Origin of the sequence: Proteiniphilum propionicum, assembly GCF_022267555.1 — a bacterium.
GTDB lineage: Bacteria > Bacteroidota > Bacteroidia > Bacteroidales > Dysgonomonadaceae > Proteiniphilum > Proteiniphilum propionicum.
The window spans coordinates 1,942,648-1,964,739 of sequence record NZ_CP073586.1 but is presented as its reverse complement, the minus strand read 5'-3'; the positions used below and the strand labels follow the sequence as shown (position 1 = coordinate 1,964,739).

Annotated in this window: 27 protein-coding genes; 5 read left to right on the top strand and 22 right to left on the bottom strand. The window is 38.1% G+C overall.

The window, feature by feature from the left end:
• Positions 1 to 68: 68 nt before the first annotated feature.
• The 20 genes from KDN43_RS08095 to KDN43_RS08000 all read right to left on the bottom strand — a co-directional run bounded on the left by KDN43_RS08095 (position 69) and on the right by KDN43_RS08000 (position 16,629).
• A complete protein-coding gene (locus KDN43_RS08095; RefSeq protein WP_238841466.1) occupies positions 69 to 446 on the bottom strand; it encodes a hypothetical protein in 378 nt (125 codons plus the stop codon).
• A gap of 19 nt (positions 447 to 465) precedes the next feature.
• A complete protein-coding gene (locus tag KDN43_RS08090) occupies positions 466 to 2,007 on the bottom strand; it encodes a reverse transcriptase family protein (protein ID WP_238841465.1) in 1,542 nt (513 codons plus the stop codon).
• Positions 2,008 to 2,566: 559 nt separating this feature from the next.
• Positions 2,567 to 3,907, bottom strand: a complete 1,341-nt coding sequence (locus tag KDN43_RS08085) for a hypothetical protein (protein ID WP_238841464.1) — start codon at positions 3,905 to 3,907, stop codon at positions 2,567 to 2,569.
• 75 nt (positions 3,908 to 3,982) lie between these two features.
• Positions 3,983 to 4,270 (bottom strand): hypothetical protein, encoded by a 288-nt coding sequence (locus tag KDN43_RS08080; RefSeq protein ID WP_238841463.1) that lies wholly within the window; start codon positions 4,268 to 4,270, stop codon positions 3,983 to 3,985.
• Positions 4,271 to 4,281: 11 nt separating this feature from the next.
• Complete coding sequence (locus KDN43_RS08075; RefSeq protein WP_238841462.1) at positions 4,282 to 5,478, bottom strand: hypothetical protein; 1,197 nt, start codon at positions 5,476 to 5,478, stop codon at positions 4,282 to 4,284.
• Between the two features lie 5 nt (positions 5,479 to 5,483).
• A complete protein-coding gene (locus KDN43_RS08070; protein ID WP_238841461.1) occupies positions 5,484 to 6,527 on the bottom strand; it encodes a hypothetical protein in 1,044 nt (347 codons plus the stop codon).
• On the bottom strand, positions 6,512 to 6,733 hold the full coding sequence (locus KDN43_RS08065; RefSeq protein WP_238841460.1) for a hypothetical protein: 222 nt from the start codon (positions 6,731 to 6,733) through the stop codon (positions 6,512 to 6,514). Before KDN43_RS08065 ends, KDN43_RS08070 begins: the two co-directional genes overlap by 16 nt.
• Before the next feature lie 4 nt (positions 6,734 to 6,737).
• Positions 6,738 to 7,859, bottom strand: coding sequence for a hypothetical protein (locus KDN43_RS08060; protein WP_238841459.1), 1,122 nt, complete (start codon positions 7,857 to 7,859; stop codon positions 6,738 to 6,740).
• Complete coding sequence (locus tag KDN43_RS08055) at positions 7,846 to 9,417, bottom strand: hypothetical protein (RefSeq protein ID WP_238841458.1); 1,572 nt, start codon at positions 9,415 to 9,417, stop codon at positions 7,846 to 7,848. Before KDN43_RS08055 ends, KDN43_RS08060 begins: the two co-directional genes overlap by 14 nt.
• A gap of 175 nt (positions 9,418 to 9,592) precedes the next feature.
• The gene (locus tag KDN43_RS08050; protein WP_238841457.1) at positions 9,593 to 9,934 is read right to left on the bottom strand and encodes a hypothetical protein; all 342 of its coding nucleotides are present in this window, start codon (positions 9,932 to 9,934) and stop codon (positions 9,593 to 9,595) included.
• A gap of 13 nt (positions 9,935 to 9,947) precedes the next feature.
• Entirely contained in the window at positions 9,948 to 10,346 is a 399-nt protein-coding gene (locus KDN43_RS08045) for an N-acetylmuramoyl-L-alanine amidase (protein WP_238841456.1), read from the bottom strand.
• Positions 10,330 to 10,821 (bottom strand): hypothetical protein, encoded by a 492-nt coding sequence (locus KDN43_RS08040; protein ID WP_238841455.1) that lies wholly within the window; start codon positions 10,819 to 10,821, stop codon positions 10,330 to 10,332. The genes KDN43_RS08045 and KDN43_RS08040 overlap by 17 nt, the downstream gene beginning before the upstream one ends.
• 47 nt (positions 10,822 to 10,868) lie before the next feature.
• The gene (locus KDN43_RS08035; protein WP_238869390.1) at positions 10,869 to 11,456 is read right to left on the bottom strand and encodes a hypothetical protein; all 588 of its coding nucleotides are present in this window, start codon (positions 11,454 to 11,456) and stop codon (positions 10,869 to 10,871) included.
• 1 nt (position 11,457) lies between these two features.
• Positions 11,458 to 11,952: a hypothetical protein gene (locus KDN43_RS08030; protein WP_238869389.1), complete on the bottom strand. Its 495-nt coding sequence runs from the start codon at positions 11,950 to 11,952 to the stop codon at positions 11,458 to 11,460.
• 3 nt (positions 11,953 to 11,955) lie between these two features.
• A complete protein-coding gene (locus tag KDN43_RS08025; protein WP_238869387.1) occupies positions 11,956 to 12,759 on the bottom strand; it encodes a hypothetical protein in 804 nt (267 codons plus the stop codon).
• Positions 12,756 to 13,655, bottom strand: coding sequence for a DUF6712 family protein (locus KDN43_RS08020; RefSeq protein WP_238869386.1), 900 nt, complete (start codon positions 13,653 to 13,655; stop codon positions 12,756 to 12,758). The genes KDN43_RS08025 and KDN43_RS08020 overlap by 4 nt, the downstream gene beginning before the upstream one ends.
• 5 nt (positions 13,656 to 13,660) lie before the next feature.
• Positions 13,661 to 15,061, bottom strand: coding sequence for a hypothetical protein (locus KDN43_RS08015; RefSeq protein ID WP_238869384.1), 1,401 nt, complete (start codon positions 15,059 to 15,061; stop codon positions 13,661 to 13,663).
• Positions 15,058 to 15,312, bottom strand: a complete 255-nt coding sequence (locus KDN43_RS08010; protein ID WP_238869382.1) for a hypothetical protein — start codon at positions 15,310 to 15,312, stop codon at positions 15,058 to 15,060. Before KDN43_RS08010 ends, KDN43_RS08015 begins: the two co-directional genes overlap by 4 nt.
• Before the next feature lie 231 nt (positions 15,313 to 15,543).
• Positions 15,544 to 15,729, bottom strand: coding sequence for a hypothetical protein (locus KDN43_RS08005; RefSeq protein ID WP_238869381.1), 186 nt, complete (start codon positions 15,727 to 15,729; stop codon positions 15,544 to 15,546).
• Positions 15,730 to 16,050: 321 nt separating this feature from the next.
• The gene (locus tag KDN43_RS08000; RefSeq protein ID WP_238869379.1) at positions 16,051 to 16,629 is read right to left on the bottom strand and encodes a hypothetical protein; all 579 of its coding nucleotides are present in this window, start codon (positions 16,627 to 16,629) and stop codon (positions 16,051 to 16,053) included.
• 611 nt (positions 16,630 to 17,240) lie between these two features.
• Here KDN43_RS08000 and KDN43_RS07995 point away from each other — a divergent pair.
• The 5 genes from KDN43_RS07995 to KDN43_RS07975 all read left to right on the top strand — a co-directional run bounded on the left by KDN43_RS07995 (position 17,241) and on the right by KDN43_RS07975 (position 19,354).
• On the top strand, positions 17,241 to 17,636 hold the full coding sequence (locus tag KDN43_RS07995; protein ID WP_238869377.1) for a hypothetical protein: 396 nt from the start codon (positions 17,241 to 17,243) through the stop codon (positions 17,634 to 17,636).
• A gap of 82 nt (positions 17,637 to 17,718) precedes the next feature.
• Positions 17,719 to 18,111 (top strand): hypothetical protein, encoded by a 393-nt coding sequence (locus KDN43_RS07990; RefSeq protein WP_238869376.1) that lies wholly within the window; start codon positions 17,719 to 17,721, stop codon positions 18,109 to 18,111.
• Complete coding sequence (locus tag KDN43_RS07985) at positions 18,104 to 18,349, top strand: hypothetical protein (RefSeq protein ID WP_238869375.1); 246 nt, start codon at positions 18,104 to 18,106, stop codon at positions 18,347 to 18,349. The genes KDN43_RS07990 and KDN43_RS07985 overlap by 8 nt, the downstream gene beginning before the upstream one ends.
• Before the next feature lie 288 nt (positions 18,350 to 18,637).
• Complete coding sequence (locus tag KDN43_RS07980) at positions 18,638 to 18,826, top strand: type II toxin-antitoxin system HicA family toxin (protein WP_238869373.1); 189 nt, start codon at positions 18,638 to 18,640, stop codon at positions 18,824 to 18,826.
• A gap of 84 nt (positions 18,827 to 18,910) precedes the next feature.
• Positions 18,911 to 19,354: a helix-turn-helix domain-containing protein gene (locus KDN43_RS07975; protein WP_238869372.1), complete on the top strand. Its 444-nt coding sequence runs from the start codon at positions 18,911 to 18,913 to the stop codon at positions 19,352 to 19,354.
• A gap of 65 nt (positions 19,355 to 19,419) precedes the next feature.
• On the opposite strand, the gene KDN43_RS07970 is transcribed toward KDN43_RS07975, so the two are convergent.
• Positions 19,420 to 20,289, bottom strand: a complete 870-nt coding sequence (locus tag KDN43_RS07970) for a DnaB-like helicase C-terminal domain-containing protein (protein ID WP_238869370.1) — start codon at positions 20,287 to 20,289, stop codon at positions 19,420 to 19,422.
• Positions 20,290 to 20,381: 92 nt separating this feature from the next.
• Positions 20,382 to 22,076, bottom strand: coding sequence for a hypothetical protein (locus KDN43_RS07965; protein WP_238869369.1), 1,695 nt, complete (start codon positions 22,074 to 22,076; stop codon positions 20,382 to 20,384).
• Between the last annotated feature and the right edge of the window lie 16 nt (positions 22,077 to 22,092).

Below are 22,092 nucleotides of genomic sequence, written 5' to 3'. Positions count from 1 at the left end.
TTTCAAGGGACAAAAAAAGCCGGCACGTTATCACAACGTAACCGACTTAAGCCTAATCATACAATTGTCTACTCAAAAAGCATAGAAGCAATCAGTTTACATTCGTCCCGAAAATCATTGAGCTGATTAAGTTCATTTTCGAATTCAGCCATGCGTTCAGGGTTATTAGATTGAATGTTAAGCAGAATAGCTTCTACCTGGTCGGCAGAATAACGAGTACGAACTAGGCCCGACACAAAATCTTCGTAAGTATCACTTTTAGCTTCAATTAGAGTCCCCCCATCCGGAAAACTACCGGTATATTTATATGCTGTGATTGGATCTGTATCCGGCTCAGCATCTTCCGGTACATAATTCTCAATTATCTCTTCGTTGAGATAAAGTAGGAACCTACCATCGTCGTAGCGATTGTAAGTTTTTTTTGTGTTGTAAATAGCAGTGTTCATAATTTCGGTGTTTTGATGTTTATGTAAATTTGTAAAACTTCTTATTATGGGCGTTTTTGAATTCTTTGACAACTGTAGCAATAGGGAGATCATCCTTTGTGAAATCATTTGTAGCCTGATCGATCATAACTTTTGAACCGCTGAAGCTGTAAAACTCCTGTTCGCTCCATGTATATATTGTCTGACCACCCTCTTCTTCCGGATGCTCGACGTAAGTGCAGATATTATATCTTATTGCAATTCTCTGCTTTGGTGATCCGTCATCATTATTACTTATAATTGAGTCTTGTACGTTATAATCAATTAGCCTTATCAGTTTAGCATCTTCTGAGTCAAACGGTGTGCATACTATAGTTTCGATAGATCTTTTTTGATCTGGTTTCATACCTGCAAAGGGAGCTTTTCGTTTACGCTTGCGAATGACTTTGCCCAGTCTCTTTTCCATATTTAGTTTGTTCATTAAATTTTTTGTGTCTGCATGCGAGGCAAAGCCTACCCGGGAAGCTGTTTTAAGAGAGATATCCTCTTCGGAGTAGCCTTTCTTTCGCAATTTTGCTACCTGCCTGCAGAGCGATTTTTTATTTCTTTTTCTTAGTTTCACATACTCGTGGAAAAACACGTAACCGCAAACATCATTCCCCATCCATGTAGGACGTACATTCCAGCTTTTATTTACTTCAAGTTTATAGTCCTTTTTGAGGTTTGAAATGGCCAGCCTGACCATTATATGCAGGAATGTTTTGTCCTGGTGTTTGATTACAATATTGTCTGCAAATCGACTGTAGTGTTGGAGACCTTCATTTACAAATCGCTCAAACTTTTTATTAAGATATTCTACACCTTTGGCTAATTCAAGAGCTTGCTCTCGCGTGCGACATGTGTTAAATGAGTTTGTTACATATATATCTTGCCAATGTTTGAAAAGTTTCAGGTTTTCTTGCAAACCAAAGCATTTGAGTGCTGATCTGTCAAATGGAGACAAGTATAAGCCTGATAAAAGCTGTGATAGTTTAACTCCTAATACAAGACCATCCTGAAAACTATCAATAAACTCATCTATAAAATGAAGTAAAACAGGATCCTTAATTTTTTTACGAATCCGGTTCTTCATCAATTCGTGATTTATATATTCAAAATAATGATGTACATCAAGCTGGACAGTATAGTAAAGCTCCTGTTGTGAATATTTTCTCAACTCATCACGCTCCTGGTAAACAAAATGATGTGTCCCTTTACCCGGCACACATGCAGGTGCTCTGTGGAATATTGTATCGAACAACCACATCTCAATTGGCAATACTGATGCCCACTGAATGACATGATCTGGTACCGGTGAAGAATGAACTATGCGGTGTTTAGGCTTAAAAACTTCTTTTGACTGATAAGGAGATGTTTTCCATGACTTGCCCACATATGCATCAAGAAGAAGCTGAAGATTCTCTTCTAGGTTTTTCTCAAAGGCTTGCACCTCATTTCTGTAGTGTTTACCTTCTGAATAGCCATAAAAAGCATCTTCAAAATTCTTCTTATTTGCATTTTCTATGTGTCCCTTCCGTTTCATAACCGTGTGACAAAAAGTGGTTAAGTGTCATGCGGTGTTTGAACGGTGTATTGCGGTGTTAATAAAGAATGTGGGTCTTTTCGGTGTGTGCGGTGTAAATCGGATTGTCTGCTTTTTTTAATTCCCTGCCGTCGAACTTCCCGGGTGGGAAGCCTACCAGCACTTCATGTTTGTTGTGAATTTTTCACCGTGGGGTGAGGTCTTGTCTCATTTTATAGGAGAGAAGCTGACAAACTCTCTCCTTTAAAGTTGAGCGGCGAGCCATAGTTACCATTGACCGTCGAGGGCGCATTATTCGCATTCAAGTACTCCGGACCAGCATTGCCACCATTGTTAGCATTACCACCAACAGCAGAAACACGAAGACCTGAGCAGGACTCAAGAAACAACAACCTGGTTCATTCTTTAACGAACCGCAACAAAGATAATGTTTAAATCCTAAATATGAAAAAATATGTCAAAGAACTCTTTCTATTTTTGATTTCACTAAAAGTGAAATACCCCCTGCCCCTACCGGGGCACTGTTTGCTTTGGTTGCGGGGTGTTCACCCCGGCAACTCTAGACAACCAAGACAGGCGTTGTGTCCCAGTCGCTTTCCGTTTCGCAGAGCGGCGAGCCATAGACACCAATGACCGACGAGGGCGCATTAGACGCATCCAAGCACTCCGGACCAGCAACGCCACCATAGCTAGCAGTACCACCAACAGCAGAAACACGAAGACCTGTAGAGGTGTTGTTATACTGATGATCTGCGTAATATGTTGATTCTGATCCGATATTTTCTGTCGGCTTGTGGCAAAGATGTGTCATGTTCAACTGTGAAATATATCCATTCCCTGCAGGAATTGTTCCGACTTTTTTAAGTCCGGCGAGCGAATTATAATTAAACTCTGAATAAAATTTTGGTAGAATATATACATCACCGGTGGAACCGTCTGCTGCTTTATCAATAATCAAGCCGTATTCCCATTTATTTAGCAGACCGAACATGTTTTTATAACCAAAAAATACCGGAACATTCACATTAGTCCATGTGGTACCATCAAGATCCGGTACAGCATAGGGTGCTTCACCGCATCCATCAGCCAGATCTATTCCTATATCAGTTGGTACAAAACTATGATAGCCAAACTTATCACTCCATTGTGTACCGTTTACGTTTGATACTCCTGGACCAAGACCACCCTGAAATAAACCATTAGCATCCTTATTTGGATTAAAAGCTGTTTGCAAATGACGTGTTCCGAATATTATTCGTGACAGTGCAGCTGCCATAGCGTGATGTGCGTAGAATAATGAATTCCAGCCGGGACCATTTTTAACAGCCATGCTACTAAATGATATCGCAGATAAATTTGAGGCGGCTCTACCTAACTGGGTATTGTAAGCTCCATCCAGTGTTGCATTGTTGTTACCTCCACGATATCGAGCTGAATTATTAATATAGGATACAAGTGTGTCTGTATCTCTGTCTATAACACCGCCGCCAATAGCTGACATACTTGCTACAGGTATAGCATAATTCATTCTGCCAAGTATTGGTTTTAAGGATGCAGCTTCATAGTAATAATTACCTTCGACCCACCAGCTGTAATACCAGTTTGTTCCCCAACCCCACATGTAATGTCCCATTGAGCCATCAAGAGCTGCTACATTTCCGTCGGCAAACTTGTAATGGTTTGTAGGATCGAGCTTGCGCCGGTTATGATTATTGTCAACTAGATAACAACCAAGTCCAAGTAAGGATGGAAGGTTTCTCAGATAATCAATGTCTCCGACTGCTTCACCAATAGGAGAACTGTTATTTACATTCCAGCGACGTGCAGCGTAACCGGAACTACTGCTTAAAAGACCTGCAGGCAGAAAGCCTAATTTGTTGTATTTTTTGCTGTACACCATTAGTTTATCAGCAATGTCAAATGATGCAAGATCTTCGAGTAATTTTACTTCTTGAGTTTCTGTTGCCATAATGTTTTATTTTTCATTTTTGTTGTTATCCTGTTTGTCGAGAACGTTGTTTATTGCATCAATAAACATAGGTGTAAACTGGTTTGTTACTTGCTGAATCATACTACACTCTTTGTCTGTAAATTCGGTAGCACCTTTTGAATTATATATCTTCATGGCCAGGGCATGCATTTCAATGCCCGTTGCACTTACATATATAGCATTCGCGAACTGACTCTTAACGTCCTGTGTTCTTTTTTGAGTTTTTTCGATGTTCAGAAAAAACTCCATTTCTTCAAAGTTTATCTTTTTCATATTATTTTTTATTAATTTGGATCTCTCACCCAATAATTATAAGTCCAATATTGACCATCCCAAAAAAAGACCGCAGTATCACCACGACCTGATCCAGCTGGAATAGATGTTGATATAGAGCCATTCCCATGAGAGATTTGCTTGCCATTTCCCATAACAGTTATGGATGAAGCATTCATTCTGCGTATAAATTTAATAGCACCAAGAGAAGGGGAGGAAGGCAAGTAAACATTAATGTTCGCAGTATTATAGCATGTAACAAACACATCCCAGTGGTCAAGCCACACAGAGCTACTTCCTAAGATTATCCTTGGCTTTAAAGACAGGTTTGATATTACTGACCCCTTCATCCTCATTTCAAGATACTGGTCATCGAATAGATTTATTGAAATTCTTCTCTCGCTTGCAGTTCCCTCCCAGCCATACGAAATATTCATACTGGAAGAATTTAACTGACCGACCCAAGGAAGACTGTTATCCCAGCTTCTAAAATCTATACCAAATGGTGAATAATCCGTATAATCATCCCATGTCCATTCACCTATAGCATCTTTACGCCATAAGTCCATCCTTAAAACAGGATATGAAGTTCCCCAGCCGCTCGTGCCTTCATAGAAATAAAAATTGACAAGTTGTTTGTCGTATTTATTTATCATTTTCAGACTCCTATCCCCGCCATCAATAACAATTTTGTTGCCTTCATCAGAGGATTGGATTGACCCGGTAAACAATGAATTGCCCTCCTCATCCCATTTTATATTACCACCAGCTAAATGACCAGATCCTGTTAAAAAATTGAATAGTATATTTGGTTGCCAGGCACCAGCTTCACCGGAATAGTTTTTATAATTATTTGTCCCATCAATCCCATACTGACTCATCATTACATTACCTGAGAAAACCGCAGCAGCTATCTTTCCAAAGTTGACCATCGCAACTTCAAAAAAAGCATATTTTATAAAATCAAATATAACCCATGTTCCTGTAGTGTCTGTTTCCGGATCTACACCCTTTGTTATTCCAAACTTTTCAAGAACATAATATTGGCCACTTACAGTTATCACATAAGGGGCATGTATTTTAGTACGTACATATTCTATGGTATCATCATAAATCCCGGCAGGATAATAGGTGGGTCCGGGATCACCTTGTGTCCCATCTTTTGGCATTAATCCTACATCAAAATAACTATGATATTTTTTACCCATAAGTGTTATTTTGTTGCTGTGATATAAGTTCTTATAGAACCTATTTTTTCACCTTCATTATTAAGCTGTTCTAAATCGCTACCTTTAATTGTAACCACGTTATTCACTACAGGAGTGGATATATCCACTATTCTACCAAGTGTATCTTGATGCCACATTTCCCAGGTTACTCCGGATACTGTTGCTCCGGTTTTCCGATCTATAAGACTAAGTGTAGCTGTGGTTGACTCATCTTTCGTGATATATTTTGTTTTGAAAGGCATGCTGATCATGTAAGGATCCTGGGTGTCATAAATTGCAAAAATGACCGTGGACACTACATTGCTGTTGACAATGAAATCTGCCTTGAATAGCTGACGACTGTCTACATCAACTGCTCCAATCGTAACTACTTTGCCGGACCCGGGTTTAAAAGGCACCCAGCCGCTGGGATTCTGAGAGAGTGGCACCGCTTCATAATAATTAACTTGAAACCCCGTGGTTATTTCTGCAGCTGCTGCAAAAAGTCTGGCCGTTGCAGTTATCACTGCATCCGGAGCATCAATGGTAGTAGATGACAGTTGTACCTGGCCTGAGTATGTTGAACCGGCCATCTCTTCAATTTGCACGCGAATAGTATGAGAAACTACAGTTGTGGTGCCACCAGTCTCAATCACTCCTTCAAATTTAATCGTATCCGGAGTTTTATTTGTCATCGATACCAGGTTGTCAATAACCTTAAGTGTGCCGGCAACTTTATCTCTTTTGAAAAGTCCGACATAAGCTGCAGGAGCAGTTACATTTCCATTTGCATCAAATGTAAGCTCCTGATCATTGTACCACCAGCGATCTGACTCAGGGATTATATTTATATAGGCAGACTGCAGAGAAGATAAAATTTTTGGTTTTATTACCGGTTGGTTGGCCGGTATCTTGAAATCAGGAACAATTGTAAGCCCATCGGAGCTTATGCCTTGCCAAAGAAGCGGATTAGCTTCAAGAAAAACCGTTGGAGAATCTCCTTTTGATAGAAGTATTACGGTGAAACTATCATTTACTTGCTGTACCATTTGTATTTGTTTTTTGAAAGTTCAACTTTTGCTTCGTGTGCTGTAAGAAGTGTGCCGCCCAGGCTAATTACAAAATCTTCGAACGTGCCTGTATGGAAACCTGCAACATCCTTTTCATTTATTAAAATATATCCGTTATAAGCAAGACGACGGTTAGCTATTGCCGGATCGGGCAGTGATGAAATTTTTATTTTTGCGTAGTTCATAATTCTAATTTGTTACTAGTACCTTACCATTGTCTGTCAAAACAAAGCCTGCATTTGATAAAGCCATCAATTGACTTTTCTCTTCAATGTCGAGCAATATTTGAGAATCAAAGCTTATCATATATGCCGGTATATCAAGCGTGGCATTATTGCCATAAGCAATATGCTGCTCAACTCCTATATGCTTGTAGAGATACTCAATATTGAAGAATCGATTAGGCTCTGATAATATCTGGCCGGAAGATGCTAAAATTATTACTGCCTCAATATAATACTGTCGTTGCCATGGCTGTATTGGTCCGAAATCTTTCAGATCAATAGTAAAGGGTTCATATCTGCGACGAAGAGAAAAATCAATAAGTGCAGCACGTGCAGTTGGAGCTGCCGGGACAACATCACCTGTACGTACGTAATCAACATACAATCTGTAGTTCTTTTTCTCAGGAACAAATCTCATGTCAAAAGTGCAGACTCCTTCAGCATCGATGCTTTGAAACTCAAGATCATCAATTGGATCAACCTCTCGCTCAATTCCGTTTTCTAATATCTTAAGAAAATATTTAGTATTAGCACCGGTTATCTGGATACCGCCAAGCCTGGATGTCGGAGTTAATTTAAATAAAAACTGTTCCGCAATAGGATTATATTCCACTACTGCAGGGCTGTCAACCTCAATAGAGATAATTTCATTGGCCGCAATATTGGTGTTCAACATCATATTGCCGGCAAACTTGATCCAGTCTCCCGTGCGTGTGTCGAAATACTGAGCTTCAAATTCCAGTTCTATTTGCTGACCTGCAGGTACATTTTGCATTACCAGCAATGTTCCCCGGCTATCACCGGTAGAAGTATCTATCTGATAATTGCTGTTACCTGCAACACTACTCCCATTTGCACGCCAAGTAATGCCGCTGAGTTCTTTATTTACCAGTCCATTTGGAAGTATCTGATCAGGATCGACGATACTGCACCGTGGATAAATTACCACCGGAGTAATTGCATGATCAGGTACCCATTCATTTTTGTCAGGGTAGTATATTTGCGTAACCGCACCACCTTCAACCAAAAGTGAAAATGTTTTGTTGAGCGGACTGAAATTTCGTATTAAATCACTAGTAAGGCGCATAATTGAATGTATGTGAAATTGTTTCTCCTGAGTCAGGTACCAAAACCGTTACAGTAAATGTACACTGACGGTCTTTAAAAATATTATTACCGAAATCATTCTGCTGATCATCCATGCGAAGAGTAAGCGTATCTGTCACTCTATCATGTGATATATTCCAGGCATTATCATCAATCGGATCAGTAGTAGCTCTGGTCCAATCCCAGTTTTCTGCAGGAATGGAGGCAGTAATTTCGTCAAAGCCCCGGAAGACATGAACCGTTACGGTTGTCTGCCATGGAGTATTTGCAAATGAATTACCATTTGAAAACTGAAATCGCATCGATAGCCTTTTATCTTTAACTGCATTCGATACATCTTGCGTAATACGTTCAACCAATCTGCCGAACGTAGTTATCTGTGCCTGTTCCGAATTTGGATCAAACACAGGAAAAATTACCCCCTCGTGAAGGTAAGCTAGCGGGTACTCACTCAGCCGAGGGGGTAAATGAAAATCCGGCGAGTCAAGGTTTGGTATGGTTATATCCGCCGGAATGTCTTCATTTCGAATTAAGTTTAACAGAACCGAGGTGTCAGCATCGGAGAATTTATAGGTAAAGTTGTATTCTGATGGCAGATCAGAAGACGTATATTTCACGTCGCTATATGTCACCACAATTGCACGTATAGCTGAAAGGTGATAAATATATTTCTTTTTGGATGGAAAGAAATCAAGTAACCAGCGACGTTCATAATTATCGAGGTACCCTGTATTCTTATTATATGTTCGCTCTGTATCTACATCATATTCAGCTGAGAAATTGTCAATTGCTGACAATTTATGATCGTGCCGGCCAGTGAAATCACTGTCACCGGAAGCACGAACAGTATCAAGTCCGCCCAGACTATTTTCAAACATGAACCATTGTTCCTGTTCTGATTTTGGATCGCTGTAAAGATATCGCTGTATGTACGTGAGTCTTATTCCGGCTGTTGTTTCTGCCCATACATCAAAATAAGTGGGATACTGCTGATTTAATTTACCGACTATAAATGCGTATTGCAAATTAAAAGTGAAGGCCTTCCCGGGTTCACAAGCACCCAGATTAACATTTTGAACTGTGTTGCCGGGAAGGTATGCCTTCAACATTATATTACATGATTCTTGAGCATAGTAAGTGAGCCATTCAGGAGAGTTGTAAGTGACATACTTATTTTGTGGCTGCCATGTTAGAAAATTGTTTTTAAGCCAGTTGGCAGGAGTATCCTGTAAGTTGGCCACTCCTGAACGAATAACTTTAAAAGCAGATGTTACACCATCAATTGTGGCAGTAAAAGACTTAACCAACTCTGTTTGTTCATAAATATTATCGTACTTAATAATATAATTAAGACGGCTTTCTATGATATCTTTTATATCTATAGTGGCACGCCCATCCATGCCCGGCTCATAAGTAGCAGAAAGCAAAACAGTATCACCTTCTTTTAACTCAAAGGAGATCTGAGTGCCGGAGCTCACTATGAATTTTTTCATGTTGCCTGACATCGATAAAGCATCCGGTTGTTGTATTATTGCCATTATTTGAGTCTGTTATATATTATGTAAATTATTACCGTTAAAACGAGTACTCCGGAAAGCACTATCCAAAACCATTCAAAACCTTGGATTGGACGGGAATCAGTTTTGACTTCTACCACTTCATTTGTTTCTGTTGAAGCTGTATCTCGAATGATGATTTGCTGATTTGTTTCGGCTACGGAAACAGTTCGTCCAAATCGCTCTTTTGTAACCACGTCGATTCGCTGTCGGTCCCGCCACGTTTCCTGTATGCGTCGTACTGTGCCTGTTGAGTCGAATTCAGTAACCCGGGTGAATGATTGATCAGTTTCCGATCCTCTTCGTTCTGTTGTTTGTTGATTGTCTTCCACAATTCGAATTGAATCAATGACTCGTTCCACTCGCTCAGATCCCACAGTATGTAATTCATATCGGGATGTATTTCTTTTACTACGGCAACCAATAAGCGATAATAGAGCCAAAAGAATAATAGTACTAATAAGCATACTACTACGATTGAAAATATTTCTAGAATCATTTCTCATATATTTTTAAAATTCTTTTTTCACATCGAAACTTGGACAAGCCTTTGCAGCAAACTCATTATGTCCGTGGACTGTTGCATCAGGATGTTTATTTTTGAGAGAACTAACCAAACTTCGCATGGTTGCTCGTTGCTCTTTTGTTCTGGTGTCTTTTGGACGCATCATTTCATCTACACCGCCAATATAGCATATACCAACACTGTTTGCATTATGGCCAACCACATGAGCTCCGGCAATTTCTTCTGATCTACCTTTGTGGATTGATCCGTCCAGGTAAATGACCCAGTGATATCCAATTTGCGAGAATCCCCGATCTCTATGCCAACGGTCTATATCCTGTACTGTTACATGCCTTCCTTCAGGGGTTGCAGAGCAGTGGATTATTATTTTATTTATCTTTCTCATCGTTGTTATTTTTAATACCAATTGTCTCTTTCAAGCGTGTAAATATTTCAGTAGATAAGATTTCGTAAATGAAACTTATAGCTAAATTACGTGGATAAACTTGCTTTGCGTTTTTAAAAATATTAGTGAGATAAAAGTATATTACAATCATTGTTACCCATTTGACAGCTACAATACCCATCTGTGGTTCATCCAGGAGTTTTGCACCGTGATTCAAAAACACTACACATGTGGCGTAAAATGTAAGCTGTGTAATTGCACTGAATGCTTTTTTTATGTCAAATCGTGCGTGATTCACGTGTATGTCGGTGACTATTCCTGTAAAAATATTAAACACGAAACCCATAGAGAGTAAAATTAAAATGTCTTGTACCGGCAATAGGGCTGAACCAATTCCAGCGACAATCAAATACATCAGTTCTTTCAATCTATCAACAAAGTTTTCCATAATGGCAGTTTTGGTAAGTCTATCCATGTTTTTATTTCAAATTTCCTTTAAATAAAGGCTACATCAAAGGACAGTTAGTCGATAAATAGATTCGTCGCATTTATCTGCATTGTTGCTGAATAATCAGCAACTAAATCTGCCAACTGGGGGAGTCTATTATCAATTACCGGATCGAACCACAAAATTGGCTGACGATTTCCTTTGCCTTGTTTACCGGCGCTCTCTTCAGCACGTGTTTTTTGATTACCATAACGATCTATCCAGCGTCCGCCGATATGACCACCCTGACCGCGACCAGCTCCTTTATGAATATAGATTCCTTCACGTACAAATGAAAATCCAACACGATTGACCTCACTTGCATATTTTCTGTCATAATATAAGTTCGCCTTTATTGATGCCGATAGTGATACGTTACGTTTTATCAATCTTGAGACAGATCCTTTGAGTGCTGAAGTACTTTTATTACTCCAATCTCTAACTTCTTTGTTAAACTCCTTTTGTCTATCACGGTCCTGTGAACGTTGAAACTTATCTACTTCGGAGCTACTCTCTAGGGAAAGTTCAAAAGGAAGACTTGATAATCTCCTGGAACCCCTTATTTGATTGGATAATTTTCGGCGATGTTCGCCTGCCTCTATTCTTCGCTTTTGATAACTCATATTATTTCCACATTTCAGGGTTTATTTTGTAATTCACTCCTGTCTCTAAATAGAAATCAAGAATAACCCCGTAAAAGAGATCTCCGATTGGACCAAAGCCTTCGAAAGCAAAACTTTCAGGATCCAGAAAATCACAACCATAATTTGAATGCTGATAATCTCTCATGTATCTGGCTACAATATTCATCATGACATTGTAACTGTCTTTTTGAGCCTGGAATATCGTGTCTGTATCCGATGAAGCTGTTTGTTTAGCTATAACTAAACTAAAACCTGATTTCTCTATAAGATTGTCGGCTAAGTTGAACCCAAATTCTGAATTTTTGCCGTCAATAGCAATCATTATCATTCCGTGAGCCTGTGACATCATTTCATTAAGCTCTTTAAGCTCAGATTCTTCTGAAGCTCTAAAGTAATGACGGTCAGTGTCAGTATGTGATATAGGGATAAGTTGCCTGGCCAACATTTCAGTATATTCAAAATGATTATATTTCATAACTTATTTTTTTGAGCGTTTCCGATGTTCTTTTTCCATATCTTCAAGTCGTATAGCTGCCATTTCCATGCTGTAAAGAGCATCATACAAAAGTGACTGGCGTACCTGTTTCTTTTTAGTCACGTCACCTTCAGCCAGGGAGTCAATTATGCGTTGCTGATAATCAAAAACATTTGTTTTTTTATTATCATCCCCGGAAGTGAACACATGTGGAAATTGCTGATGAAGGAATGACATTGTGCCTTGAAAGTACCAGAGAATTCCAGTCTTGGCTATTTTTGACATACGACGTACGGACGACAAGCTGCGTTTGTCCGATTTAGTTGCATAAATTACATTGATGAATTGATTAACGGCATCCGGATTAACATTTAACTGGCTTTGCCAAGTCTGCAGCCAGACAAATTTTTCATAAGTAATGTCTTCCAGAGCATCACCCGGCCCATACAAATACTTACACCTGCACTTTACACGTTTGAAGTGATTTTCAGTAAGTCTGGGAGTGAGCTGGTATATATTGTCTTCATTTTTATCAAATAAATAATCAAACGTTGTAAGAACAGCAGTAAGTTCATCGGAAAACAATGCATGACATCCTTTTGACGTCTTAATCAAAAATAAACCAAAACCAACATTCTCACGAACGGTAGCCTTTATGCAGTACAGGAAAAACTTCAGTTGCATTTCCACATAAGATATTTTAGATTTCATGGAAAGCTTGATCAAAAAAACTAATTGTTCTTTTGTCATTTCGTCCCAACTGGCCGGCACTTCATAAGTAGCATCTTGAATTCTAATCTTTATCATAATCTGGAAGCTGTTGCAACAAATAATTTACGATCCGGGCCATTAAATTTCATTTTATTCTCATCTTCCGACTTTTTATCATTTTCCACCAAGGCTTCATCAAGCACGCCACGCCAATAAATTGCCTGCTCAGCAAAATAGTTGCCCGTTTGTTCTATATCATCATATAATGGTCTTATTGTAGGTTTGAATTCAACTCCATTTGCGGGTTTAGATCGTTGCATCTTTGTTGACTGCGATGTATGGAGAGCCGCCACACGTGAACCGGTATAAGCCTGCATAGCATCAGTGATTTTTGCCACTTCACTTTTATTGAAATTATCCTGCATTTCTTCAGGTAGAAGCTTGAATGTCTCACTGCTCTCTATGCGAAGTATCAGCATACGCATATGGTGAAATGTGAGAGGGCTGTTATCTATATCGACTAAACCTTTTTCCTGAAACTCCGATGCATTTTCAAACAACTTGGTTGATATCTGTCGGTTGTTTGCCCAGTCAGGATATGTTTCTTTTTGCTTTTCAAGATACTTAAGAGCTGTATCCATATTACTCCAACCTCGCTTGTAAAGGCTCTCCTTTGCCTTCTCAATTTTCGCATCTGAAGCTGGAGCCAAAACCTCGCTCCGGGCAACAGTGTGCCCGCTCTCTCCGAAACCTATACTAAACTCATCTGTAGCTGAAGCCATTGCAAATGGGCCAAGAGCACGGCAAAGATATTCGCGTAGCTTATCACTTTCTGAGTCTTTTATCTGATCAATAGTTTCCTGACCTATGTATGGTAGTATATACTTGTCCTGGGCATCGATGAGAAAAGAACGAAACATTTCAAAATTCATCGACTTGTTTACCTTTACATACTTCTGAAGTTCAGCTGTAGATTTTATTAATGTTTCCATATTTTTTACACTTCTGGGTTACCTATTTGTTTTTCAGCACCGGTGTTTTTATCCAATGTTGTGAGCATTATATTCGGGATAATAAAGTCGATATCATCCGGCCATTTATTTATTGCCTTAACTATTTTCAGTGGCTGAACCAATAATTCACGAACAGGTTTCATTAGACTTTGCTTAATGATGAATAGCTCTCTTGCTTCAGTGCCGTTAATATTTTTATTTTTACCGGGTGATGCACCTTGAAGACTCGGGTGTACGCCCATTGCGTAACAGATGGCATTGCTGGCCTCTTCGCTGTCCTCTATGTATTCACCACCTTTAATAAATGACTCTATCGGAGTGAATTTTATGTCAGATCTTGACACTTCCTTTCCTAAAGAACCATAGTCTATTTCTGAAGTGAAGTTTTTACCTGCATTTTCTTTTCCGGAAAGAAAATCCTCTAGCTGCTGGTAAAACTCTTTTTGTCTTTCTTTTTGTTTTTTTTCGTCTGTTATTTTTTCTGCTTTATACAAATCGTCAAAAAAACCTTTTCGAACCTCGATATGATATTTGAGTACCATCTGGTTACTTAGAAGGTTCATTTTAAATTCTGGAATTGCACAGCTTAGATCATACCAGTGACTTTCAAAAATAGACCACCAATAAGCCTTTTGGTAGTAAAACTTCCCAGGTGACGGTCTGCCCAGGTGAAGAATAAAACGGCGATCTTTTGTTTTTTTCTGTTTTCCTTTTGGACCTGCTTTCAAGCCTAGACGAATTTTAAGATCAAGAAGTGGATTATCATAGTCGAGTATTGGAGTTGTCACAACATCTTCAGGAGCAGATTCTTCTCCCCACTTAGAACTGTAACCGTGATATTCAATTTGACCATCATCGTTCATTACAGATAAGCGGCTGTATGCTGCCTCTTTAAATGTCATCTGAACGATCTTTGTACCTGTCGTGTTAAATATAAACTCCACAAAACAATTATGAAGCAACGCTAGATCACTACCAATTTCCTGCTGAACAAGAGGGAAGTTGTTATCGTCTAAGAAGTCGAAAACGGCAGTGATATCTTTATCTTGCGAATTACGTAAGATAGGTGTGTGTTTTAATTTACCGGAAATCTCGTCTACTGAAACTTTCACAGGTATGGCGGCTTCACCGTGACCTATATTGCTGTTAAAATCTATGTTAGATGCTACAATATTATTCTTAAATGCATATTTAATCAACTTGTTAGGCAAATCATTGTCTTTTCCCCATGGATAAAAATCGATCTGATTTTTTGCTCCCTTAGGTATTACCTGAATTGGTGTTTTACCATCAGAGTCAACTGTTATATCTTTTGCCCTGTTAGATTCAACTACAATTGCAGGATTACTACCTTCTAGTATGGCATAATTTTCAAATACTTTCATAGATATACTCTTATATGGTTGAATTCGATTATGGTAACACGACGGATTTTGCGGGGGAAGTATTCATTTTCTGGTAAAACATTTAAAGTTGTACCGGCAGAATGAAATGATGTGAGAACACATTTTTCATACTCCTTTATTTCTCCGTTTTGTTTTACAAACTTTATTTGGAATGGTAGACGTTTGCCTTGAGAGTCTGTGCGCTCCATTATATCCCAAATCCTTGCTTGTTTTATTAATTTGATATTCATCGCGATTGTTTTACACAAGGCAAAACAACCGCTTATTCAGTCTAAAACAAAGGACAAAAAAAAGCAGCCCATAAATGAGCTGCCTATTTTAACAGTGCTTAAGGAAACATTATGTTTCCGGAAGAAGTAGCATTATCAATTCTCGTAATCGTTCATAAGCAATTTTTCGTTCATGCTTATTTGCAGTGTTGGAATTCAATGTGTCCAGCAGAGCAATAGCCTCTTGTTTGGTCATGCTCTTTGCCCTCCCGGTGTTGTAATGGTTGTCTTGAAGTATGCTGATCCTACTGAGTAGGACATATCCATACGACTTCTACCTGAACGATTGTAATAACCTTTTGCTGACTGAATTCTCGCACCTGTAGGTAAAGCACCCAGTGCATTGTTCATTGACTGAACGGATTGATCTTTTTTCATTTTGAAATGCTTTTAAATGAATAATATTGTACGGATATAAAAAAGGGTTCCGCTTTCCCGTTGCATTTCACCTACAGAGGCAGTCGGTCCATTAAGACTCGACACGGGGGCAGAACCCAAATATTTTATTTTTAAGGCATAAAAAATGCCCGCTAATTTGGCGAGCTTACCCGCCTCTGTAATGAAATGCACTACAAAGATGGATATTATTCTTTAAATCACAAAATTGTATTTGTATTTTCAGTATGTTCTAAAACATAAAATCCTCAGATCTGTTCTAGTATTATTTAAATTAAATATTCATATTTGATGAGAATGGATTTATATTGTGAAACCTATTGTGGCTCCCGGCCCCATAATTTTAGAATAGTAAAGTTTTATGAAAAGAGAGCCCAGCTTATCATACTCTCTCGGAATATAGTAAGTAATAAACCCTTTATACTCTGGTATGTTTTCTCCTTTAGCTCTAATGTGATATGATCCATTATAGCCTAATATGTGTAAATCATCAAACATATTCTTATAAACTGTTTCTCTACTTAAACCTATACCGCCCCCAAGAATTATGCCTTTATATAATTTATATCCGATATCTATTGAAAATGGAGTGTAATAGCTACCTTCAGAAACAAAATCTTCTGGATATTCACTCCAATTGATAGTCCCTGTATAATCCTCTCCTATTACTCCCGTTTTGGTTGATAATGCAAAAGTTAAACCAAATTGAAATTTTGTATTATAGGAGCTGAAATGAATTCCTATAGGCACATATCCATCAGGAGAAAAACCAACATCTAAACCTGCGTGTATTGGCCCACTAACTTCTAGAGACTCGGTTTGAGAAGAAATACTTTTGCTGATTAACACCAATAAAACTACGATTAACAACTTTTTTTTCATGAATGCTATTTTATAATTAATAAGCACAAACATAATAAAAAAAAGCATACACACTTCGTGAGAATGCTTTTTCCATTTACTTCAGCTGATTGCACGTGACGGCAAACAGCTTATTTATCGGAATCACACACGTGTGATGATTTTTCAGGGGGCGCATTTTTTAACACTTGGCATATTACGCAAAAAAATTGTGTTGCTTATGCAATCTTTTCGCAGGGCGGTGCGTGGTCTTCCGAGAAAGATAAGGGAAATTATTTTCCCTTAACAACCCTTTTAAGCTGACCTCCAGACTTTTACGTTCTCGAAAATAAAAATACATTGAGTTTTATTTATTAATGCTTAACATCTGTTTGATGTTCAAAACATTAAGGGGCTTTTTAATAGGTTGTACATCCCTTTTTTTATAAATTGCTTGTTTTTTTGGTTTTAGTGTTAAACGTGCAAATATGCGTAACTATGCAGCTCTAAAGGATTGCATAGGCAAGTAATACACAAAACCGCATTAAACCTCACTAAATGCTTGTTGTACAGGTTGTTATAATTTTGTATATTTGTATATACAAAAAGGGAGTGAGACCCCTATTATTATTCACATTTTAAATTTTAATTTTATGGAAACTAAAAAGAATGAAAAGGCTAAAACTATAGCCGTTAAAGTTGAAGAACCGAAAAGAATCGGAAAAACACAATCCATTACGGAAATTTTGGAATTGCAATTAAAAGAAATTAAACGCAAAAAACGCTTGGCTGATAATCGGGATGTTTTTATTTCGAAAAGCAAAAGTTTAGAGGAGTACCAAAAACAACTGCAACAGCTTGCAATTGATAGTCTTTTTGAAACAGAAGATTTTAAATTGAATTTTACGGTTAAAGATGATTATCGTAACAGTAGTAATTTTTCAATTACTAACCCTGAAATGCTTTTGAAATTTGTTGTTTTTTTAAGCGATGAAATTAAAAAAGCAATTGAGAAGATAGAAAAGGAACTTTTGCAAGATATTGCATAACATAAAAAGGCGGGGATATTATGAGACTGCCCCGCCTTTTTTCACATTTTAATTTTATGTAAAACTAAAACATCACAAATTTATGAAAACAATTGAAACAAAACAAACCAATATACAGGAAAAAAGGAACTTCCTCCGAGGATTAAGTAAACCAATTCAGGCACTTGTTAAAGAGGGCGCACTCCAAAGCGTAAACGAGGGATTAAAACTAATTTACGGCGAAGAGGGTCACGAAGATTTGAAAACCATAAGGCAATGGAACAAAGAGGGCAAGCGAGTAAAAAAAGGAGAAAAGGCTCTTTTATTGTGGGGATCTCCACGAGTTAAAGAAGTGGAGAACAAAGAAAAAGCGGAAACGGGCGAAAATGGAGAGGTTGACGAATTATCATTTTTCCCAATCTGTTACGTATTTTCGCAAAAACAAGTACAGGAAGCAGAAACAAAGAGAGCAGGAAAGGAGGCTAACAATGGTTAAGAAGTTGAAAGTTTGCCGTAAATGGTCAGGAAGTAAGGCAGTGCCAAGCGTAAGCCTTCAGGGAATTTATTTACAGGAGTTTAATTTTAATATTGGTGATAACGTGCAAGTAGAGTTTTACAGGGATGAGATAAGAATAAAAAAAATGGATGCCCGGCAGATACTCCGACAAATGGCAAAAGAAAACCCGGCAGTTGATGAACTAGTAAAACAATTTGATTGCTCAATTTGCGAATAAGTTAAAATAACGCATACAAGCCTGAGAAGGGTGCCCGGTGGGGACCCTCTCGGGCGCTTCTTTTTTTGTCCCGGCAAATAAAGAAGCAAAAAAATCCGGAGTTCACCAGCTAAATCAGGTAGATTATAGGGTGAGGCTAAAACACATTCATCGGACTTCTTTATTGGTTAAATGATATTAAATATCATATCTTTTTTACTGTTTCGTTTGTTTATGATACGATTTTTCGTATCTTTGTAGTGTTGAAAGACAACGATCTTTGAAATATTGACTTCAAAATTTGCAAATATGAAGTATTCTGAAGTTGAGCGAAAGCTCAAAAAAAAGGGGTGTTATTGTGTTGATGATAGTGGAAAACACCCCGTGTGGTTTAGTCCAATTACCGGAAAACAATTTACACTTGGGCATCATAAATCACAAGAAGTAAAAAAAGGTACTCTCCACAGTATCGAGCGTGATTCGGGGGTTAGTCTTTAACCCCCCTATCACATCTCTCCTTATCGCGCTTGATACTGTTACCTATATATATATAACAAATAAAATAGTTTAAAAATTAAAGTTATGAATAACAATATGTATAAAAACAGAACATTAAAACACCAAATTGAAGTTACTGTAGAGAAGGGTGAAGATAAAACTTATAGTGCTTTTATCTCTGGTGAAAATCCTCTTCCGTTTGGTCTGATAGGTGACGGTAATACCGTTCAGGAAGCTATGGATGATTTTATGCAGAGCTTTGAAGATATGAAATCATATTATAAGAAATCAAATATGGAATTTCCTAAAAACGTAAGTTTCTCTTTTAAGTATGATATGGCATCATTTCTCTCATATTACTCTAAAATACTGACCTTATCAGGTCTGGAACAGTTGACAGGAGTAAATCAAGGGCAGCTGAGTCACTATGTAACTGGTAGAAGAAAGCCAAGTAAAAGAACAGTACATAAAATAGAAAAAGAGCTGCATAATTTTGCTTCAGAGATATCTAAAATAGAATTTGTTTAACAACATAGATAGATTATACCGTCGTGTGCAATAATGCATCACGACGGTTTTTTTTTGCAATATTTTTAAGTGATATCAGTAAACAGAAGATGTTCCGGTTTATAGTTAAGATTGACACTAAAAGGATATCCATTCCTGTTCTTTTTCACTAAGATCTCAGCCGTACCAAGTAAAGAGTTTCCATATTCATCTTCAGTAATGCGATAGTATTCTGGTCTGAATATAAATAATACTACATCAGCATCATCACAGAGAGTTCCACTGTCCCTGAGATCTGAAAGACGTGGCTTTAGACCTTCAACTGTAAAATTATTTCTTTCTGTTTCTGATCTGCGATTCATTTGCGATACGACAAATACCGGTATATCGTATTCTCTAGCTAAAGCCTTTAATTCACGAGAGATATAATTCATTTCATTATATCTGTTCTCGCTATATTTATTGGTGACAGTTAGCAACTGAACGTAATCAATAAATATTGCTTTAACTCCTTTTTCTTTAACCAAGGATGAAGCTTTTTCTGTCAAATCATCAATAAGTAGCCTGGAAGGGCATTCAATATAAATATCGGAATCTATGACATCCTTAATTTTTTTATCTAAACGCTCCCACTCTTCATCAATTAAACTATTATTTCTCAATCCGAAATTATCAACCTTACAGTAATTTGACAACAAATTTACTACAAGTTGATTTTCACTATCTACAATCGAGAATACACCTACAGGAATCTTTGATTTTACAGCCAAGTTTACAATTAGAGTTGTCATAAAAGCAGTTTTCCCCATTGAAGGCCTTCCTGAAATTAAAATGAGCTCACCATTCCTCCAATTTACGAGACCTTTGTCTAAATCCTTGATCCCTGAAGTCAAATTACTATCAGAACTATTCTCCTTGCTTAGCGTGCTTTCTACTATTTCACTTATTTTTTCCATGTTAACTATTTTAATTGTGTATTTGCAAATATAGTTAAATAAAAGTGAGATTAACTGAATGTTGATACTATGTTTCAAACAAGTTATTAACGTTATTGTTTCCCTAAAAAAGCGACGTTAACGGAAGAATGAGATGGCTCTGTATAGTGATAATTCATACCGACAAAGAGATTGTCCCAGGCATCGGTGATGTGTGTCTTATGTTCGTCAGGATCTTCTGGAGAGTCTGCCGTTTTTTCGGGTGATTTGTCTTTTTCGAAACCATTTTTACCAGTTTTGACGCCTGTCTGCTCCATTGCTATTTTCAAAAATTCATTATTATATTCGTTGAAAAGCGGAAATAGTAATTCAGTATCACCTTTGAGTGCACGGTCAATTTCCTTATGTCTCCAGTCGTGCCTGGTGATCTGTCCCATGTAAACCTGAGTAACTTTAAAGCCGGCATCAGTCAAACAACGAGTAATTGTATCAGCGTAGGACTCATCATCCTTGGCGTCTTCCCATACAAACGAGTGATCGAAATAAAAAACGATCTCTCTGTTTATTTTATTCCGATAGTAGTGCCCAATCTTTGCGCACAGCTCCGGGAGCTTATCCGGTGTTTTTACAAAAAATGATTTGAGAGTTAACATTTTATCGCCATCCTTCTGGCCAAGGCATGCAGAGGAAATTGCAGCGTTGGCATCAAACGCAATGTGAAGAGGTTCGAGCGTCTGCAGGTCATCATCATTAAGGCAATCATCAGCATCAAAATTAAGGCCATAAACCTCTTTTACGTCCTTTGGAATATAGAAGTGTATATTTTCATCTAAAGCAGAATAAAAGCCGTTAGCGACCTTAAAAAGCCGCTCATTCAAGAAGGCAGTCCGCCATATTAACGGCGGATTGTCGCGCTTCATTTGCCAAATAAAATCCTCGCCTAATATTTCGAGATTTTCTAAGACATCATATTCTCCATAAAAAACTGTGAATTCACGTTTTTGTCTACTGAGTGGATCCTCTTTTTGTACTGGTTGAAATTCCCTGGCCCCGTTGATATCAGCCGTTAATTCCCGGTATTGTCTTTGTTCCCACTCTGTTCGTTTGTGAGGTTCTATTTTACGATACTTCTCACGCATCTGATAGAGCGTTTTAATCAAATTAATATGCTCTGGAGACATGCTTTCCCGCTGGTTAAGAATCCAACGTCCTGCCTTGTTTGTTGGCATATCAGTGGTGTAAAGCTCTGAATGGTGAAATGGTGAATAGCCAAATTTATCAATGTTACCACGATTAGCCGGGTTAACCTCAGACTTGATTTTATCATGGTCTAAAAATTTAGCTTCCGGAGCAATCAGCCAGTCCAGTGACATAGAGTTGGCTGACATAGCATTTGAAAAAGAAAGAATCAACATAACCGTTCCATTCCAGAAGTGAACAGAATTGCTCCACGCATCACGAAGTGGCTCACGCTTAGGTTTTGCGAAATTAGCATGTTCCGGGGCACGACGTCCTATATAGTAGTGTTTTTCCGGATAGTAGCCCCACATTTTTAGTCCGTTAATAAGGGCGGGCAGAGTATTTCCCCAGGCTTTGGCGTAAGAAGGTGAAATTAATGCTCCGGTTGAACCAGGCATTGCCCAAACATTACGTAATACAAATGGGGCATCAATTCCCTCAGATTTTCCTGTTCCACGAGCAGCCACAACATAAGTTTTATTGGCCTGCACCAACATAACCTCACGCTGCATTCGGTTAAAATACTTTTGAGTGCGTTCCGGAGCTGTATATGTTCCTAATTCTTCCATATAATTCGTTCCGGGT

What these genes read in the sequence shown, in the direction of transcription:
- KDN43_RS07985 (WP_238869375.1), top strand. Translation starts at nt 18,104, where the DNA reads ATGGTTAAGAAGTTGAAAGTTTGCCGTAAATGGTCAGGAAGTAAGGCA.
- KDN43_RS08025 (WP_238869387.1), bottom strand. Translation starts at nt 12,759, where the DNA reads ATGATAAAGATTAGAATTCAAGATGCTACTTATGAAGTGCCGGCCAGT.
- KDN43_RS07970 (WP_238869370.1), bottom strand. Translation starts at nt 20,289, where the DNA reads ATGGAAAAAATAAGTGAAATAGTAGAAAGCACGCTAAGCAAGGAGAAT.
- KDN43_RS08090 (WP_238841465.1), bottom strand. Translation starts at nt 2,007, where the DNA reads ATGAAACGGAAGGGACACATAGAAAATGCAAATAAGAAGAATTTTGAA.
- KDN43_RS07980 (WP_238869373.1), top strand. Translation starts at nt 18,638, where the DNA reads ATGAAGTATTCTGAAGTTGAGCGAAAGCTCAAAAAAAAGGGGTGTTAT.
- KDN43_RS08015 (WP_238869384.1), bottom strand. Translation starts at nt 15,061, where the DNA reads ATGAAAGTATTTGAAAATTATGCCATACTAGAAGGTAGTAATCCTGCA.
- KDN43_RS08005 (WP_238869381.1), bottom strand. Translation starts at nt 15,729, where the DNA reads ATGAAAAAAGATCAATCCGTTCAGTCAATGAACAATGCACTGGGTGCT.
- KDN43_RS08070 (WP_238841461.1), bottom strand. Translation starts at nt 6,527, where the DNA reads ATGGTACAGCAAGTAAATGATAGTTTCACCGTAATACTTCTATCAAAA.
- KDN43_RS07995 (WP_238869377.1), top strand. Translation starts at nt 17,241, where the DNA reads ATGGAAACTAAAAAGAATGAAAAGGCTAAAACTATAGCCGTTAAAGTT.
- KDN43_RS08075 (WP_238841462.1), bottom strand. Translation starts at nt 5,478, where the DNA reads ATGGGTAAAAAATATCATAGTTATTTTGATGTAGGATTAATGCCAAAA.
- KDN43_RS08080 (WP_238841463.1), bottom strand. Translation starts at nt 4,270, where the DNA reads ATGAAAAAGATAAACTTTGAAGAAATGGAGTTTTTTCTGAACATCGAA.
- KDN43_RS08020 (WP_238869386.1), bottom strand. Translation starts at nt 13,655, where the DNA reads ATGGAAACATTAATAAAATCTACAGCTGAACTTCAGAAGTATGTAAAG.
- KDN43_RS08060 (WP_238841459.1), bottom strand. Translation starts at nt 7,859, where the DNA reads ATGCGCCTTACTAGTGATTTAATACGAAATTTCAGTCCGCTCAACAAA.
- KDN43_RS07965 (WP_238869369.1), bottom strand. Translation starts at nt 22,076, where the DNA reads ATGGAAGAATTAGGAACATATACAGCTCCGGAACGCACTCAAAAGTAT.
- KDN43_RS08010 (WP_238869382.1), bottom strand. Translation starts at nt 15,312, where the DNA reads ATGAATATCAAATTAATAAAACAAGCAAGGATTTGGGATATAATGGAG.
- KDN43_RS07975 (WP_238869372.1), top strand. Translation starts at nt 18,911, where the DNA reads ATGAATAACAATATGTATAAAAACAGAACATTAAAACACCAAATTGAA.
- KDN43_RS08095 (WP_238841466.1), bottom strand. Translation starts at nt 446, where the DNA reads ATGAACACTGCTATTTACAACACAAAAAAAACTTACAATCGCTACGAC.
- KDN43_RS08050 (WP_238841457.1), bottom strand. Translation starts at nt 9,934, where the DNA reads ATGATTCTAGAAATATTTTCAATCGTAGTAGTATGCTTATTAGTACTA.
- KDN43_RS08000 (WP_238869379.1), bottom strand. Translation starts at nt 16,629, where the DNA reads ATGAAAAAAAAGTTGTTAATCGTAGTTTTATTGGTGTTAATCAGCAAA.
- KDN43_RS08045 (WP_238841456.1), bottom strand. Translation starts at nt 10,346, where the DNA reads ATGAGAAAGATAAATAAAATAATAATCCACTGCTCTGCAACCCCTGAA.
- KDN43_RS08030 (WP_238869389.1), bottom strand. Translation starts at nt 11,952, where the DNA reads ATGAAATATAATCATTTTGAATATACTGAAATGTTGGCCAGGCAACTT.
- KDN43_RS08040 (WP_238841455.1), bottom strand. Translation starts at nt 10,821, where the DNA reads ATGGATAGACTTACCAAAACTGCCATTATGGAAAACTTTGTTGATAGA.
- KDN43_RS08065 (WP_238841460.1), bottom strand. Translation starts at nt 6,733, where the DNA reads ATGAACTACGCAAAAATAAAAATTTCATCACTGCCCGATCCGGCAATA.
- KDN43_RS08055 (WP_238841458.1), bottom strand. Translation starts at nt 9,417, where the DNA reads ATGGCAATAATACAACAACCGGATGCTTTATCGATGTCAGGCAACATG.
- KDN43_RS08085 (WP_238841464.1), bottom strand. Translation starts at nt 3,907, where the DNA reads ATGGTGTACAGCAAAAAATACAACAAATTAGGCTTTCTGCCTGCAGGT.
- KDN43_RS08035 (WP_238869390.1), bottom strand. Translation starts at nt 11,456, where the DNA reads ATGAGTTATCAAAAGCGAAGAATAGAGGCAGGCGAACATCGCCGAAAA.
- KDN43_RS07990 (WP_238869376.1), top strand. Translation starts at nt 17,719, where the DNA reads ATGAAAACAATTGAAACAAAACAAACCAATATACAGGAAAAAAGGAAC.